The organism is Luteibacter flocculans, from assembly GCF_023612255.1.
GTDB classification, from domain to species: Bacteria; Pseudomonadota; Gammaproteobacteria; order Xanthomonadales; family Rhodanobacteraceae; genus Luteibacter; species Luteibacter flocculans.
Genome location: NZ_CP063231.1, coordinates 1,952,629 through 1,969,973, shown reverse-complemented (window position 1 = coordinate 1,969,973; position 17,345 = coordinate 1,952,629). Strand labels below are relative to the sequence as shown.

Here is a 17,345-nt window from a genome sequence, read left to right as displayed (position 1 = left end):
AGTCCCGGCGACATGAAGATCCTGGTCACCGGTACGGCCGGCTTCATCGGATACCATGTCGCCACGCGCTTGCTCCAGCGCGGCGACGAGGTGATCGGCCTCGACAATCTTTCGGACTACTACGACGTGAGCCTCAAGCAGGCACGGCTCGCGCACTTCGACGGCCACCCCGGCTATACGCATATCCATGCCGACCTGTCCGACCGGGACGCCATGGAGGCTGCGTTCGCCACGCATCGGCCACAGCGCGTGGTGCATCTGGCCGCGCAGGCCGGCGTGCGCTACGCCGCCGAGAATCCGCATGTGTATGTATCGAGCAACGTCACCGGCTTTCTGCATGTACTGGAAGGGTGCCGTCGGCACGGTGTCGATCATCTCGTGTTCGCCTCGACCAGTTCGGTCTACGGTGCGAACACGCGCATGCCGTTTTCGGAAACGCAATCGACGGAGCATCCGCTGACGCTGTACGCGGCGACGAAGAAAGCCAACGAGCAGATGGCGCATGCGTATGCGCACCTCTTCGGCCTGCCCTGCACCGGCCTGCGCTTCTTCACCGTCTACGGGCCCTGGGGCCGGCCCGACATGGCTTTGTTCCTGTTCACTCGGGCGATCCTCGCGGGCGAGCCGCTGCGGGTGTTCAACCATGGCCGGCACAAGCGCAGCTTCACCTACGTGGACGACATCGTCGAAGGAGTCGTGCGCATGCTCGACCGGCCACCGACGATCAACACACGTTGGTCGGGCGACGCGCCGGACCCGGGCACGAGCGGCGTGGCGCCGTATCGGATCTACAACATCGGCAACGAGCGACCTGTGGAGCTGCTGCGCTATATCGACATACTCCAGCAGTGCCTCGGGCGTACGGCGCGGCTGGAATGGTTGCCTCTGCAACCTGGCGACGTACCCGACACGGAGGCTGACGTCTCCGCGCTGGCCGAAGCGGCCGACTACGAACCAAAGATCGACGTGGCCGAGGGCGTGAGCCGCTTCGTCACGTGGTACCGAGGCTATTACGGGCACCAGGACGGTCCCGACCACGACACACACGGACGACGGTAACGCGCCCGGAGACACATCGTGATCATCGACTACCTCGACCCGTCGGCACCGTCCGACGTCTCGGCCGACCTGTGTATCGTCGGTGCCGGCCCCGCCGGTATCGCCATAGCGCACGCCTTCATCGGTACTTCGACCACGGTCTGCCTCATCGAGGGAGGCGGTCTATCCGGCGAAGACCGCAGCCAGTCGCTGTATGAAGGTAGCTCGGCAGGCGACCTGCCTTTGGATGCCGGCACGTCGCGCATGCGCGTGTTCGGCGGAAGCTGCACGCTGTGGGGCGGTGGCTGCATCCCGCTTGCCGACAGCGACTTCGAAGCCCGCGAATGGGTGCCGGACAGTGGCTGGCCGCTCCGCTATGTGGACCTGGCGCCCTGGTACGAGCGCGCTCGTGAATTCTGCCGCATCGATCCGTCCTACGGTTTCGGCCCCGGGGCCTTCGATGGGCCGCCGCCGCGCCGCCCGCTCGATCTCGATCCGGACACACTGGCGAACTTCGTCTTCGCACGCAGTCCGATCATGTTCGGCGATACCTACCGTGACTCCTTGCGCAGCGCCGCGAACATCACGGTGCTGCTGCATGCCAACCTCATGGAGCTGGAAGCTGGCGACGGCGCGCGCAGCGTGACCGCCGCACGGATCGGCTCGCTCGATGGACGGCGGGGGCATGTGCGGGCGCGGCACTACGTGCTGGCCGCGGGAGGCATCGAGAATGCACGCATCCTGCTGCTGTCCGACAGCGTAGCCCCAGCGGGCCTGGGCAACGATCGCGACCTGGTCGGGCGTTACTTCATGGACCATCCCAGCGGCCGTATCGGCAGCGTCGTGTCCGACGAACCCGACACGCTGTCTCGTCCCTACGAACGCACCATCGGCAAGATACGCGCGCCACTGTCTGCCGAGATCGGCCTGACCTTCGACGCGCAGCGTCGTCATCGCAGCCTCAACGCAAGGGTTCATCCGTTCGCCGTCGAAGGCCAGGTACCCCATGGCATTCGCGCCCTGCGCGACGTGCGCGCGGCGCTGCGTTCACCTCGTCGCCAAGACGAGGCGACGCTGCTCGAAGCGCGTCTGTGCGCCGCCCTGCAGAACGGACCGGACAGCACCATGGTGACTGTGCAGCAGAGCCTCGCCATCAGCGCCGTTCGCCTCGGTCTGCATTTGGGAGATGTGGTGAAGGCCGTGGCGCAGAAGGTGGCAGATCGCCCCACCGTACGCAGCGATCGCGTCGAACTGGTCGGCTTCTTCGAACAGGCACCGCAACGCGACAGCCGCATCACTCTGGGCGACGACCGCGATGCGCTCGGCTTGCGCCGCGTGCGCATCGACTGGCGCCTGAACGATCTCGACCGGCATACCTGGCACACCACGACGGTGCTGGCCGGTGAACGCCTTGCGGCCGCCTGCGGCGGGCGTTTCGAGCCCGCCCCCTGGACCCGCGGCGGGGCCGACCCGGAGGTGCATGGCACGGCGCACCACATCGGTACCACGCGCATGGCGGACGATCCCTCGCAAGGCGTGGTCGACGCGCAGGGCAAGGTCCACGGCGTCGCCAACCTGCACGTAGCCGGCAGTTCGGTGTTCCCGACCGGAGGCTGGGCGTTCCCGACCTTCACCGTGATCGCGTTGAGCCTGCGCCTCGCCGAACAATTGCGCGTGCTGTTGGCGACCGGTCTGGCCTGAGCCCCTCACGCATCGTGACGCACGACGTTACGGTGCACCGCCGCTGATGTGTATCGACTTTGATACAGGCGGCCATACGGCCTAGCCGCGTGCAGGCCGGAAGTGCAATCGACACGGCAGCGGCACGTTCCTAGCCTTTGCGCGACGGCATGCAGCACCTGCGTGCATGGAGGGGATTTCCGATGATTCGCCTGTTCAGACAGCCGATCGTGCGCTGGCTCACGCTGCTGGGTGCGTGCGAGCTCGCACTGCTGGCAGCATCGATCAATGCTGCCACGTGGATACGCTTCGCGCCGTCGCCCGAGGATCTGGCTGCGTCGTCGCATTCGCTGGCGGCACGCGCAGCGATGTTCGCGATCGTCATCTTCCTGTGCATGGCCGCGCTCGGCGAATACCGCGCCACTCTGCGCATGAGCTGGCGCGGCCAACTGGCGCGGCATGCCATCGCCTTCGTCATCGGTGGCCTCGCGCTCGTAGTCGGCTACTACGTGATCCCGCAGGCCTACGTCGGCCGAGGCGTACTCGGCATGGCGCTGATCATCGGCTTTGTGGTCACGTCCGCGTTCCGCGCGCTGTTCATGCGCCTGGTGGAAATGGAATCGCTGAAGCGGCGCGTGCTCGTGCTGGGCGCGGGCGAACGCGCCGCGCAGATCCACAACCGCATGCGCCGCCGCTCCGATCGTCGCGGCTTCTGTCTGCTCGGCTACGTGCCGGGGCCCGGCGAAACCATCGCCATTCCGGAACCGCTGCTGGTGCGACCCAGCGACGCGCTGGCCGCGTTCGCCCGACGCGAGCGCCTGGACGAGATCGTGGTGGGTGTGGACGATCGCCGTGGCAGCCTGCCGATGGACGACCTGCTGGCCTGCCGGCAGCTTGGCGTGCAGATCACCGACTTGACCACGTTCGTGGAACGCGAGGCAGGACGCGTGCAGTTGACCATGCTCGATCCGTCGTGGCTGGTCTTTTCCGGAGGGTTCAACGCGACGCCGCTGGCCGTCTTCGTCAAACGTGGCTTCGATCTTGCCGCGGCCTGCTGCATCGCCCTGCTCTGCTGGCCGATCATGCTCGGGGTGGCGCTGGCGATCCGCATCGAATCGGGACGTGGCCAGCCGATCCTCTACCGGCAGGAGCGCGTGGGCGAACACGGCCGCACGTTCTGGCTGTACAAATTCCGCAGCATGCGCACCGATGCGGAGATGGACGGCATCGCGCGCTGGGCCAAGAGCAACGACGATCGCGTCACCCGTGTGGGCCGCATCTGCCGCAAGCTGCGCTTCGACGAACTCCCGCAACTATGGAACGTGATCCGCGGTGACATGAGCATCGTGGGACCGCGCCCCGAGCGCCCGCAGTTCGTGAACGACCTTGAGACGAAGATCCGCTACTACAACCTTCGCCACAGCATCAAACCAGGTCTCGCCGGCTGGGCCCAACTCAGCTACCCCTACGGCGCATCCGAAGAAGATGCCGCCGAGAAGCTGAAGTACGACCTTTTCTATGTGAAGAACCACAACCTGTTTCTCGACATGGTGATCCTGATCGAGACCGTGGAGGTGGTGATCTTCGGTCGTGGCGCGCGTTGATCGCGTGCCACGCGAGCGGCGCGGTTCAATGCGCGCGCGTGGAGGCCGTACGCAGGTTGCGCAGCGGCGAGCTGTACCAATCGGTCACCGCGCCGCCTTCGAAGCGCACCCATGATGGGCCGTACTCCCAGCGATCCGCACCGCGGCGTGTCGGCTCGCCTTCGATCGCTGCCACATCGGCGGGCGTCATGCCCAGCGCAATGAAGCGGGCGGCCGGCCTGTCGTGCTCCACCATCGCCACCGGTTCGGCGACGCTTTCCGTCTCGACGGGCTCATCGTCGGGCCACATCCACAGTGCGAGCGCACCGATGCCGAGCACCGCGCCAGCAAGCCACCAGCGCATGGCCATGTGCGCGCGCGGCCTTGCAGACGGCGGCATCGAAGCGCGCAGAGGAGTGGCAGTCGACGCCTCGTCCCGCTCTGCCTCGACCCGTGGCCCCGCGCTGCGTGCGCCGATCGGTGCGCCTGGCAGGCGCCCATGGCGACGATGGAAATCCATGGCCGCCGCGTATTGCACGGTCAATCGTTGCAGGCGTGCCGCGGCAAGCGTGTCCGCCCGGGATCCACGGCGCCGATCGGGATGCCAGAGCGCGACATGACGACGATAGGCCTGCTTGAAGTCGTCCAACGTACAGCCGGGCTCCAGGCGCAGCTTTCGGTACAAATCGATGAAATCGGTCTCGTGCGCCACGTGACTTCCCTGGAGGCAACGCGTGTCGCCCTCTCCTGCGCAGCGTGGCGCAGCCCTTGCATACTGACAAGTACAACTTTTGGAGAAGGCCCATGCGCTTCCGTGCCTGTGTTGCCGCACTCGCCGCCGTGATGTCACCCGGCGCATTGTTCGCCATGGACGCCGCCACGCCGCCGCCCGCGCTGGGTGCCCACGTGTTTCTCGGCCAGGGTGAAGGCATCGGCGCCGATCCCGCCGTGACGCCGCCAATGGATACCCAGCCGTCCGGCAGCGTCTTCGTTGCATTCAATGCGGGCTACGCGAGCAACGACGACGCGCCGATCGACAGCTATCGCAATACGTGGCGGCCGCTGGGCCGATCCATGACCTATGCGAACTACGGTGATCGCTTCGCGGTACGCGCCTATGTGGCGCTTGGCGGCAAGGGCGGCCCGGGACATACCGTATCGATCCGAAAGCGCGGTGAGCCCACGGGAGAACTGTCGCTGCCGTTCGTCGAAGTACGCCACGCCACGCGCGTGCAGGCGATGGCGCAGTCCTACGCCCATCCCGCGCCCGTCGTCGTCAGCGATACGATCCATGTCGACGGGCCGGCGACGTTGCTGGCCTTCTGGTGGGGCGACGGCGGCGTGAAGCGGATGACGGTCACGCCAAGCGACGGCTTCCAGGTCATCGACACCTTCACCACGTTGCCGGACGAAAGCGGCGTGCAAGGCGTCGTCGCGTGGCGAGAAGTGAAAGAACCCGGCACATATCGCGTGCACTGGACCGCCGAGCCGGTTCAAGGCGCGGCCCTATGGCTAATGGCGATTCGCTGATTGTCCGGATTCGGACACTGTTGCATCCGTGCAACTCGCCACATACCGCGCCATATCGGGCTCTGCGTTTCGAAGCGGACAGTTGATACATTCAGCGCACCGTGAAAGTGTCCGCAAACGGACACTCGCGCCTACAACCACAGGCTTATTTTTCTTTGCAGGACATAGGGATAGCCTCTTTCCACGACACCCCGGACCGCGGCGGACAAGCAGGACGCCAGGGACGATGCAGGAAGCACCGATGCACAGGGACGTGCATGAAGGGAGGGGCGCAGGGAGCGCACCGCCGACGGTTCGAGGTGTCGTCACCTATTGATACAACCGAAGGAGTGAATCGTGAACGGAAATCAACCCAACGAAGCGACTGCTCGCATTCGATTTGCGGCGGCTGACCTTGCACCTGACCCGGACGACATCGAGGATAACTTGCTGCGCGCGCGTACCAAGGGTCGAGACCTGATGTTGAAGATTCCTTCTCTCAAGGATAGACCCGTCGTGAATGGCGACACCGTGACGCTCGTACTCGACGGTGAAGAGCTCGAGGACACTTCATTCTCGATTGTCGATCCCGATGCACCCATTCCGCTCATGCTGAGCGCTGCTCGTCACGATCAAAGCGGCCGCTATCAGATCAATTACGTGATCAGATACCTCGCTGGCGGAGGACAATCCGAGACTGGCCCGAGAGACCAAGGATTCGTCGCCGATTACGAACCTCCTGGCTTGCCATTCCTTGCATCTCCCGTGTTTTACTTCTCCCCTGACGACGGCTTGACCCCGGACCGACTCGACCCGAACGGCAATCTCATAGCTCTCGTTCCCGGATACACAGGTCTCGCCATCCACGATGCGATCACTCCTTTGATCGACGGTGTGGAGGGCGCGCCTACGATAGTCACGGAGCTTCCGGTCGAGGGCTCTCTAATCCATGTCATCTACCCCGGCACCATGCTTTCCGGGCTGAGTGGATCTCACGACTTTGCCTACCGTATCCGCGATCGCGCGGGAAACGTGTCGGCTGACTCGCGCCCCGTTTCCATGAACGTACTCCTGGGTCATTGATAGCCCATCGAACGGCGGGCCCGCCGGGGCGCTGCTGCGTCCCGGAACGTACCTCAGAAGCTGACGCGAATGCCCAGGTTACCGGCCCATCCACGCATGCCGTAACTGCCCACGAAATGCTGATAGGTGCCCTCGCCGTAGATCTGCACATGCTCGCCGAGCTGGCTCACCGCACCGGCGGCGACGCGATACGAGTTGCCCACGCGGCCGGAACCGAAGCGGTCCTCGATGTTCCATTCGTCGCTCGACACGTCCACGCTCGGATCGCCGTTGCTCGTGTGGGTGAGATCTAGACCCACATACGGCATGAACACCGGGTTGGCCGTGCGCGAGAGCCGAGCGCCGAGTCGCGTGCTGGTCTGCTTCGCCGTACCGAGTTTCACGTCGAGCCCATCGACATCGACGAAGTCGCGGAAGTTCAGCGACTGGTGCTTCAACTGGAACCGTGGTTCCACCGTCCAGTCGTTGCCCAGCGCGAAAGGCTTGCCGACTTCCACCGACATGCTCCAGCCATTGGCACGGATGCGCCCAACGCCCGCCCCGCGCAGATCCGTCCCGATGTCTCCGCGATAGCGCGTAGCGCCGATCACGCCATCCACCCACAAACCGTTGCCGTGCTGCCAGGTGACCCAGCCCGAAATACCGTTCGCAGTGTACTTGGCGGAACTGTTGCCGTCGGCGGCCTTCGGCGTGACGCGTGTGGTGCCATGGTCGGCGGCCCAGCCGGCACGCAAGGTGCCGTTGTCGCCGTCCAGCGCGATCAGGCTGCCGCCAAGCTGCAGCGCGTTGACCTGCTGATCGAAATCGTAACCATAGTCCTGGAACGAGAGGTTCGAGCGATAGCGCAACTGACCACCGAGGTAACGAGCGAAGACTTCGCCACCGACCGGATCATGCGACATGCCCTGGCGAATGTCGCCCAGCCGCTGGCGGAGCCCGTCGTTCATCATGTCCCCGTAGGTCAGCAGGGCGGCCGGCGCGGAGAGATACGAAGGCAACTGCGGCACGACGGCTTCGCGGCTGGGCTCTTCCGGTGTGACGCCAGGATCGGGGTTCCCCGGGTCGGTTGGATTGTCGGGATTGCCCGGATCGGGATTGCCGGGATCGGGATTCTCGGGTTCGACAGGATTGCAGTCGCCGTCACACACGATGCGGTTGCCAAGGCGGTAATCCCACTGGAGAGGACCGGACGGCAGGGCGTTCTGTGCCTGATCGACCTCGCCAGGGCCAAAGGCGTGCAACGTGTACTGATAAGGGCCCGCGGCCACATAGCCGCCGCGGAGGGTGAACGCATCGGCGCGCGAGTTGCCTCCGACCTGTACGAGCGAAATGCCCTCGTGTGCATCGACCACACCGTCCTTGTTGAGGTCGGTGTTGGCACCGCCGCCCGTCGGTACGACTTGGAGCTGGATCGGCCCCGTCGTCGTGACGTCGCCCTGAATCAATAGACGGTCGGTGAACTGGTTGGACAGCGGACCGCCTGCGTCAAGCGTCGTGTTGAGCGCAACAACGCCGCCCGTGCCTGAGAGATCGCCCCGCACCAGCGTGGATCGATGGCTCGCATCGCCACTGGGCTGAAACGCGATGGTTCCGCCATTCAGTGCGAGGGAATCCACATCCGAATCGCCGGTCACTCGCCAGAGACTGGATGCGCCCAACGTCGCTGCGATGCTGCCCGTCGTCGAACCGATTAGCGTCGCCCCGTTATCGAGGCTCACTGTCAGCGCACCGCCATCGGCCACACGGAGGCTGCCGCTCAGCGTACTGCGATCGACCGTTACGTCAGCGGTGGTCTCCTTAGCCAGCTCGATCGCCACGCCATTGCCACCGGAAACGGTACTCCCATTGCGGATGTCGATCCGCGCGTCTGCCGCTGGCTCTCTTCCAAGGAGGTCGAGGATGATCCCGCTACCGTTGACACCGGTAACGGTAGCGGCATCGATGGTCAGCACGCGGAACGAAGGCACGATGCCCCCCCTGTCGTCGCGCACGATCCGGATACCGTAACGTATCCCACTGACGCTCGTGCCAGCGGTGAGCCGGGCGTCGCCAGAAACCAGATACAACCCTATGCCCGACGTGCCCGTGCCGGAGATGGTCGACCCGGAACTCACGAACGAGCTCTCTCCACTAAGCTGCACGCCTATGCTCTTGCCGGAAATACTGCTGTCGACGACACCGACGGTCGAGGGCACCGCGTTTGCCTGTTTCGTATCGGTCCGAGTCCGGAGACCGACACTGTCGCCGACGATCAGCGAGCCGTTCCGTACACTGGCACTGGATCCGTTAAGCAACTCCAACCCGACATCTGCGGCCCTTACGGTACCGCTGTCGAGGAGGACCGAAGACTGGGCAGATACGATAGCGTTCGCGTTCGACCCGGGAGACAGTGTCAGCGAGGCATTCTGAGATAGCGTCCATGCCTCCACCGGATCCGCAGGCAGAACCGTATGCGACGTGCCGATGAGATCACCGGCGCTGACGCTTGACATGGGTGCAAGCGAAACCGATACAACAGCGATCGCCAGGCGTGTACGGGATAGATGATTCAGAAGCTGGGGCATAGCCGATCCTCGCAAGCCGCCAACACGATGGCGGTATCGATAAACCCATCCAGGGCAGCCCCGCATTCCATCCCAGATCATTTGCCCTGGCTATACGGCAAACTCCCAAAAATCGCCCTTACCCGTTCCCTGGGTTGAACGGCCCCGGAGCGACAAGGGCCATAGTTGTTCCGCGCACCCCTAGTACTCGCAACGAGCGTGATAACGCCGTGAATCCTTCCGTATTCGGCCACGGTTCGTTTATGGCGGGCCTTGCTTTCCCTTTTTTGCGCATAGTTACCCTACAGCGAACGCCATATTGCCGCGCCGATAGCAACGACCTAACGTGAAGGGGCGCCTGGGAAAGCGATACAACATGATTGCCGCGACTTAATGATTGCCACGACGGAGAAACGAACCATGGATGGATCGAAGACATACAAGGCTATGCGTAAAGCATCGACCGCGCCAGCGCCTGGGGCGCTCGCCGATGACCCACTTCCGGAAGTTTTGGCATTCCCTAGCGACGCGCTCGCGCCACTCCCTCCCAACGGATTCGCAGATAACCTCCTTCTCGCGTCCACCCGAGGGACAAGCCTAGACCTTACTCTCCCCCTGAATGAGCAAATTTATCCCGGGGACACCCTTCAGCTTGAACTCAATGGAACTAGGGTTGGTTCTCCCCATGAGGTCACCGATGAGGAATACTCGGCCGGTCAAGTAACCCTGACGTTGACAGGCGAAGACAGGGACAGTGTGCCCGAAGGTACGGTCGAAATTAATTACGACGTGGATTTCCTCAGCGGCGGGGGGCTGCCAAACACAGGGCCGCTCGGCCAACGATACATCACCGACTATACGGCGGAGGGCGCGCCATTCCTCGGCGAACCGCGCTTCGAGGCGTCCGTCATCGCAAACGGAATCATTCCCGACTCCCTCGAAACCGACGCGAGCGATCGCGAATATCTGCCGGCGCAAGTACCAAGCTATTTCCAGAAAGCGCCTGGCGACAAGATTACGCCGAAGATTGACGGCATATCGGACGATTCCGCAGCCGTGATCGTGCAGACCGTCAGCATGACCACAGAAATACCTTACTTCCGCACGTTCATCGAAGACCAGGGAGATGGCCCGCACGATTTTGGCTATATCGTTACCGACCGCGCGGGAAATGTTTCCGATGAGTCGCGCGTAGTGACGCTGACCGCGCTGCTCAAAGACTACCTTACAGATCTTATCAAACCCGGTGTGCCGGCTTTCGACGACGACGCCGATGTGCCGTTGATTGATGAGGCCGACGCGCGCAAGCCAGGTGGTCTCGAAGTGATTATTCCGGGCAACCCTTCCCTCAGCAGCACAGACCAGATCGAGGTCCAATGGGGCTCCCGGATCGCCACGAGGGTGCCCGCACAGACTGGCACAGAGATCACCGTGCTGTTGCCGTATGCCATCGTGAGCGACGAGTGGCATTCAGGCGGCGCCCCGGCAGACGAAGCACGCGCCGTGGATGTGTCTTATACGGTTTACCGCAACACCATCTCCCGCGGTCGATCCCCGGCTCATACCGTCGAGGTGAACCTGTTCGTGGCGGGAGGGAAGGATCCGGATCCGGAAACGCCCGAGAACGAAAACCTCACCCGACCCACGCTCGCCGCGTCCAGCGGCGCCGAAAACGAAATTTCCGGTCCCGACTTCGAAGAAGATGCGACCGTAACGGTGCCGTGGTTGCTCGAGGGATCCCTCACCGCTACACCTTTTGTGGAGGGCGACATCCTCACCGTGCGCTATGGGAGTGTCGACCTCACGCCTCGCCCCATCACGGATGCCGATGTCACCGCAGCCGTCGACATCAACGATATCGTCCTCAACAATGCGGCCATCAAGACCGTGGGTTCCGGCACGGTTCCTCTCAGTTACCGCATCGCACGCAGTCTCACCTCAGGCGGCTCCAATGAAGATTACTCGCCGCCGCAGGATGTCCTCGTCAAAGGGTCGGACGAACTCCCCGGGGGCGGCAATCCCCTGCCGGTCGGTTCCATACCGGAAGCGGATGGCACCTACCCCGACGATCCGACCAGGCAACTGATTTCACGGAAAGAGGCAGTGGACGGCACCGAATTCATCATTCCTGCCTACGTAAATCAGAAGCCAGGGGATGCAATCACGGTGACCGCCAAGGCTTTCCGCCCGTTTTATCGATCTGAGGCCACGCAAACTCCTGTCTCGGAGCGCGACTTCGAGATTCCAGACCTGCATCCCACCGACGAGACCAGCCCGACACGTGTTCACATCGAGGAAAGCACGCTGATGAGATATGACCTTCTCGGCATCGGGTTTCACTTCCACATTAGCTATACGGTCTTCGGTGTCGCGGACCCCACGATTCCTGTTGCTTCAGCCGAATACCTCGTCGACATGGACTCACGGGGCACCCTTCCCTAAGTTCCGCCCTAAGGAGCAAGCGACGTGGAAAGGACTCCCTCGTCGAAGGCTGGGTCCGGAGTGCCGCAAGACCGCACTCCGGACGCGGTGCTTCCAGACCCGCTGGTGTTTGCCAGTGATGTATTGGCCCCGGTGCCAGAAGGCATGGCGCCTGACCATCTTCTGTTGGCGCAAGTCCGAAATATCGAAATCCCTCTGACCGTGTCATGTCCCAAGAGTGCCATTAATAAAGACGTTCTCCAGCTCTTGGTCGACGATACGAACGTCGGTGACGAGATCCTTCTGGATCCCTACCTCGATGGCATCGTACCGGTGTCGCTTCCGGCCTCTGTGCGAAGTGAGGGGCCGCATGCCATCAACTACAAGGTGATCTATCGTTCCGGTGGCCACGGGGAGGATTTCGGTCCACCAGGACAGCAGTTCATTGCCGATTACACGGCACCCGGCGGGGCCTTGCTCCCCTCACTGCTTTTTGACGACGAAGTCATCGCGGACGGCGTAACACCCGACAAGCTTTCCGTCGCCCCAGGAGGGGGGCAGTACTTGGCATCCATGGTCGCACCCTATTTTCAGCAAGCCTGGGGCGATCAGATACAGGCGCTGCTGGATGAAAATCCGGTCGGCACGCCCCTTGAAGTACCTCAGGATGTGGGCCCCCGTCTCCAACTACCCTTCCCACTGGCTGCACTTGAAGCCGCCGGCGACGGCGATCATCGGTTCTCCTATCGCGTCACCGATCGCGCGGGGAACGAATCGGCGCCTTCCATGGCCGTCGTCCTCTCCGTGCGGCTAAGCGACGCCATTCCGGACCTGTTGCCTCCCGTCGTCCCCGGGGCCGCGGACGGACTCGTGACGGACAGCGATGCCCGCATCCATGGCGGTGTCACTGTGGAGATTCCCGCGAACGCGGCCATCCAGACCGGCGACACGATCGTCTGGTCCTGGAACGCACGGCTTTCGCCGCCCATACCCGTGACACAAAACGGGCAAGATCCGCTGTTAACCGTTACCGCGCCCTACGCCGACGTCTATGACGACTGGTTGTCGGGGTCGGGGGATAACAACAGGACCGTGCTGGCACTCGTGGGCTACACCGTGTTTCGTGACGACAACGACATCGGAAGCCCCGCGCAACTCACTCGCGCACCGGTCAACTTGTCGACCCCTGGCGGTAAGGATCCCGATCCGGCTACGCCGGTGCATGAAAGCATCCAACCACCATCGGTCCAATCCGCCGCCGGCGGTCCGGTGAATGTGATCCCTGCCGATGCGATCGACGAAGACGCTACCGCGATCATTCCGGGGATGACCGCGGGCACGCCGTCCGCGCCGGCATTCCTGCCCGGCGACAGCGTGCAGCTCTTCTGGGATGGTGTCGCCGTAGACGCGCCCTTCATCGTTACGACGGCTGGCGACGACGTGCAGCGCACGGTGCCGAAAGAGGTGCTCACGACATACGGCCCTGGCACGTGGATGGTCCGTTATGTCGCGACACGAAAGCTTGCCATGCCGCCGTTCGAGAACGCCGCGCGATCGCCCGACCAGGCCGTTCAGATCTTGGACGTGGCGGACATTCCCGGTGGCGGCGATCCGCTGCGTGCTGCGAAATGGCTGGAGGGTCCGGCAGGCGTTGGCATTCCCGATCAGATCGACTACGAAAAGGCGGTGAGCGACGGTGGAACGCCGCTCCGAGTGTATGCCTACGACAACATCAAGGTCGGCGACACGTTGCACATGGTCTTTCAGGGATATGACAAGACCACGCCCGGCGTCGACCCCATCGACGGTTCACGACTCGAGTTGACCCACACGGTGACCGCCGCGGATCTCGTGCCAAGGCAGGACGACAGCGTGTCACCACCCGAGATGGCTCGTTTCATCGACGTGACCATCCCGACCGAGACGTTGCTGCTCATCCCCTTCGGCAGCGCGACCTTCGACTACGCTGCCACGAACGATGCCGGAAGCGCACCAGCCACGCAGGCATGGATCTACGTCGCAACACGCCAGTGAACACACCATAGGGAACGCGCGGGGATGACCCGCGTCACAAGGAGTACCGCCATGAACGACACCCTCCAGGGGCCGGCGCCGTTGCCGAGCCCCCGCATCCCGGATGCCTTCGACGGTGGTCTGGGTTACGAAGACCTGCAACGCAACCCGAATGTATCGATCGTCGTCCAAGTGCCGCCATGGGACGGCTACGAAGACGGCGACGTACTGGAGATTCTATGGGGTGCTGCGGAAACCGTCGTCGGCTCGCGCCTGGCAAACGCCATAGACGTCAACAAGGGGTTGGAGGTCTTCGTCCCAGCGACGGCGATCGTCAACCAACGAGCTGGCATCCACGACGTGCGTGCGCAAGTCCGCGGATTGCTCGGCAATACGGTCAAGTCTCCGCCGATAACCGTTGTGGTCAAGCTCACTGTTCCGGGTGGACTCGACCCCGACCCGACCACGCCATACCAGAACGAGAATCTCGATCCTCCCACCGTCGAGCCGACGGACATCGGCACCGACAAGAAAGCGAAGGTCACGGTGCCGCCTTACGAGAACATGGCGGCCGGCGACATCGTCACCGTCCAATGGAATGCGGACGGCAACGATGTCACCTATGGCCCCTTGACCGAGGCCGAGGTGGGGCGGCCGGTCGTATTCGACATCGATAGCGACATGATCGACATCGGTGGTATCGGCGAGCGGCTCATCGTGACTTACCAGGTGTACGACGAGGTCAGGAACTGGTCACTGTGGTCACCTTTTGCCCTGGTCAACGTGCCGGATCCCAACGCACCGCCGGCACCCGCAGTGGAACCGACGGTGGGCAATCAGGGCACGACCATCGACGTCGATACGCTCGGCACGAACGATGTTCGCGTATACGTCGAAGCCAGTGGTGTACTGACCGGCGAATCGGTGGTCGTGCAATGGGCCGGCACAACGGCAACGGGTGGCCCGGTGACTTTCAATACGCCCCCGCAAACGGCCACTCGTGACAACCAGACGCTGGTGTTCACCATCCCAAACGCTTTCGTGGTGCCCCTGGCCCAGGGCACGGCTCGCGCCGGCTACGCGATCACCGCGCTCAACGGCACCACGCGGCAGTCTGCCCGTCGTAATCTTCAGCTCGTCGGCCAGGCTGTTCGCCTGCTTCCTCCGGCCGTGGACGAGGCGACTGGCAACACGCTTGATCCAGCCAACGTACCGACCAGCGGCGCACATGCCACCGTGCCGCCGTGGGCAGGCATGCGAAGCGGCGATGTCCTGGAGCTCATTCTCGACGGGCAGACCTCCAACGGGTCGCCCACGCGATGGAGCGAGAGCCTGCCGATTTCCAGCGGCATGGTCGGCAGCCCCGTCAGGTTCACCATACCTCGTGCGCAGATCGAGGCCCTGGTGAACGGCACGCTGAGTCTCTACTACACGGTGCAGCCCTTCGCACTCGCAAGAAAGGTCGGCACCCGTGAATTCCGGGAGATTCGCTTCGCGCCGCTCCGCTCCGACGCGCTACAACTCGACGTTCGCACGGCCAATCCGCAACCGCTGCTGCAAGCACCGTCGATCCGTGAAGCGGTCAACGGCGTGCTCGACCCCGACCTTTACCCCAGCCCGCATATCGACATTCCCGCCTATACGGGCATCGCCGTCAACGATCGGATCGACGTCACCCTGCGCGGTGGCGTAGTTCCCTACGATGACTCCATCCCGGTCGCCAATCCTGCCTTACCGCCTTCGTTTCTCGTACCTGCTCAGGTGATCACAGCAAACCGCAATCAAACGCTGGTCGCCGCATACGTCGTCACCCGAGCCGCAGGCGGCAGAGCCGATTCGCTTGGTGAAACGTTCCGGATCGGCTCTGCTGCTCAGGATCTACCGATGCCGACGGTGGACGAGGCGACTGGCGCGAATCTCGACCCCTTCCTCGCCGGAAGCGGTATCACCGTGCGCATCCCGGCGACCGTATCCATCACGCCTGACCAGCAGGTTGCCGTCACGGTTACGGGCCCGGGCGGCAACACGGTGACTCCGCCACAGACAGGGAGTTCTACCGGCATGCTGTTCGCCGTGGAAGCTGCCGTTATCGGTCGTAACCTGGGCCAGCCGGTGGACGTCTACTACATTGTCACCCCGAGACTTGGCGGTGCTCCTCGCACCTCTCCCGTGCTGCGACTCAGCGTGCTGGACCTGTCCTCCGGCGATCCGCGCGTCCCCGTCCCCGTCATCGTCGAGGCCAACGGCGCCCTTACCCTGGTGCTGAGCAGCTTCAACGGCGATGCCACCGTGGAAGCGCGGCCCTGGCCCCTGATGTCCAGTGGTCAGCGTTACTGGCTTCGTGCGATATCCGGAGCCAACTCGCTGTTACTGGCCGAAGGGCAACTGGTCAATGCGCCGGGCAATCTGCGTCATCCCCTGTCACGCAACTGGCTCATGGCGCTCGCCGACCAGGCAAGCGTGACGCTCGAATTGAAGGTGGCGTTCGATGGCGGCGCAGAGGCGACGGCGAAGACGTTCAGGTCGCCGACCTACACGGTTCTCAACTCGACATGGGATCTCGAATACAACTTCGACAACGACCGCATCCGCGACATAGGCCTCAAGGAACAACTGAACTTCCCCGAGAACGGCACGAGCGTGATGAGCGTGAAGTTCGACTGGGAAGAAGTCACCGATACAAAAGAAAGGATGGGCGTGGAATCCTATGCCTTCACCCCTACACCGGAGTTCAAGGGCAAGGTTCTCTACGTCGGCAATCCGACAGGCACGAGCCACAACAACGTGTTCTTCGTGGATCTGGCGGAACCGTGGGACGTGGTGCGTTTCATGATCACATCCGTAAATCGCGACGTCACCGTGTCCTTCAAGGATCGGAACCTGACCATCATCAGCGGCGTCATCACTGTTCCCGGCGGAGACGTCACGAGACAGCACGAGGTGCGTTACGACGATAACGGACGCCGCCGCATCCGACACATGGAGATACGCGCCAACGACGTCGTGCGCTTCGACACGTTCAAGTTCCGCCGTTGAGTCACCGACAGCGCCTGGCGCCTCGCGAGAGGCGCCTTTTTTGTCGCTTCGCGGAAGCAATGAGTCGCCAACGAAGCAAAGGTGGGAGCCAACCTGTTGGCGATGGGGACATGACTCACGGCTACACCGCTTCGTTGGCTTTTCGCCAGCAGGCTGGCTCCCACCGGCAAGCTGCCACTCGCATGCCTCGCCGCCATGGCGGCTCCTACAAGGGGTGTTTGTGGTGAGCACAGCCGCGGCATGAGCCGTTAGCGACAGCGGCAATCGGCCATTTGCCCAACCCCGGCTAGCGCGCCAGTTGTATATGCCCCCTCGGAACCCGGGGCTATAAAAGATGCCACAGACGCGCAGGGCCTCCCGGCCCGCACGCGTGACAGGGGATCGCATGAAAGCCGAAGGCACGGCGGGGTGGACGAGCATGACCAGGGGCACGCACGTC

Annotated in this window: 10 protein-coding genes; 8 read left to right on the top strand and 2 right to left on the bottom strand. The window is 63.3% G+C overall.

What is annotated here, in order from left to right; translation table 11 throughout:
- Positions 1 to 12 precede the first annotated feature (12 nt).
- The 3 genes from IM816_RS08305 to IM816_RS08295 all read left to right on the top strand — a co-directional run bounded on the left by IM816_RS08305 (position 13) and on the right by IM816_RS08295 (position 4,322).
- Positions 13 to 1,059 carry an NAD-dependent epimerase gene (locus tag IM816_RS08305; protein WP_250340522.1) on the top strand — a complete coding sequence of 349 codons (1,047 nt, stop codon included), beginning with the start codon at positions 13 to 15 and terminating at the stop codon, positions 1,057 to 1,059.
- An 18-nt stretch (positions 1,060 to 1,077) separates the two neighbouring features.
- Entirely contained in the window at positions 1,078 to 2,739 is a 1,662-nt protein-coding gene (locus IM816_RS08300; protein ID WP_250340521.1) for a GMC oxidoreductase, read from the top strand.
- 182 nt (positions 2,740 to 2,921) lie between these two features.
- Positions 2,922 to 4,322 (top strand): TIGR03013 family XrtA/PEP-CTERM system glycosyltransferase, encoded by a 1,401-nt coding sequence (locus tag IM816_RS08295; protein ID WP_250340520.1) that lies wholly within the window; start codon positions 2,922 to 2,924, stop codon positions 4,320 to 4,322.
- A 25-nt stretch (positions 4,323 to 4,347) separates the two neighbouring features.
- Here the strand turns inward: IM816_RS08295 and IM816_RS08290 are convergent, their stop codons facing one another.
- Complete coding sequence (locus IM816_RS08290) at positions 4,348 to 5,013, bottom strand: J domain-containing protein (protein WP_250340519.1); 666 nt, start codon at positions 5,011 to 5,013, stop codon at positions 4,348 to 4,350.
- A gap of 92 nt (positions 5,014 to 5,105) precedes the next feature.
- On the opposite strand from IM816_RS08290, the gene IM816_RS08285 reads away from it, so the two are divergent.
- Both IM816_RS08285 and IM816_RS08280 read left to right on the top strand, forming a co-directional pair.
- A complete protein-coding gene (locus IM816_RS08285; RefSeq protein ID WP_250340518.1) occupies positions 5,106 to 5,831 on the top strand; it encodes a hypothetical protein in 726 nt (241 codons plus the stop codon).
- A gap of 336 nt (positions 5,832 to 6,167) precedes the next feature.
- The gene (locus IM816_RS08280) at positions 6,168 to 6,893 is read left to right on the top strand and encodes a hypothetical protein (protein WP_250340517.1); all 726 of its coding nucleotides are present in this window, start codon (positions 6,168 to 6,170) and stop codon (positions 6,891 to 6,893) included.
- Between the two features lie 53 nt (positions 6,894 to 6,946).
- Here IM816_RS08280 and IM816_RS08275 read toward each other — a convergent pair whose 3' ends face one another.
- Complete coding sequence (locus tag IM816_RS08275; protein WP_250340516.1) at positions 6,947 to 9,088, bottom strand: autotransporter family protein; 2,142 nt, start codon at positions 9,086 to 9,088, stop codon at positions 6,947 to 6,949.
- Between the two features lie 768 nt (positions 9,089 to 9,856).
- Between IM816_RS08275 and IM816_RS08270 the strand changes: the two genes are divergently transcribed.
- From IM816_RS08270 to IM816_RS08260, 3 genes are read left to right on the top strand one after another with little or no spacing between them, the layout of a single operon-like run.
- Entirely contained in the window at positions 9,857 to 11,878 is a 2,022-nt protein-coding gene (locus IM816_RS08270) for a hypothetical protein (RefSeq protein WP_250340515.1), read from the top strand.
- Between the two features lie 60 nt (positions 11,879 to 11,938).
- Positions 11,939 to 13,891: a hypothetical protein gene (locus tag IM816_RS08265; RefSeq protein ID WP_250340514.1), complete on the top strand. Its 1,953-nt coding sequence runs from the start codon at positions 11,939 to 11,941 to the stop codon at positions 13,889 to 13,891.
- A gap of 51 nt (positions 13,892 to 13,942) precedes the next feature.
- Entirely contained in the window at positions 13,943 to 16,906 is a 2,964-nt protein-coding gene (locus IM816_RS08260) for a hypothetical protein (RefSeq protein WP_250340513.1), read from the top strand.
- Positions 16,907 to 17,345: the final 439 nt, after the last annotated feature.

What these genes read in the sequence shown, in the direction of transcription:
- IM816_RS08295 (WP_250340520.1), top strand. Translation starts at nt 2,922, where the DNA reads ATGATTCGCCTGTTCAGACAGCCGATCGTGCGCTGGCTCACGCTGCTG.
- IM816_RS08305 (WP_250340522.1), top strand. Translation starts at nt 13, where the DNA reads ATGAAGATCCTGGTCACCGGTACGGCCGGCTTCATCGGATACCATGTC.
- IM816_RS08270 (WP_250340515.1), top strand. Translation starts at nt 9,857, where the DNA reads ATGGATGGATCGAAGACATACAAGGCTATGCGTAAAGCATCGACCGCG.
- IM816_RS08260 (WP_250340513.1), top strand. Translation starts at nt 13,943, where the DNA reads ATGAACGACACCCTCCAGGGGCCGGCGCCGTTGCCGAGCCCCCGCATC.
- IM816_RS08285 (WP_250340518.1), top strand. Translation starts at nt 5,106, where the DNA reads ATGCGCTTCCGTGCCTGTGTTGCCGCACTCGCCGCCGTGATGTCACCC.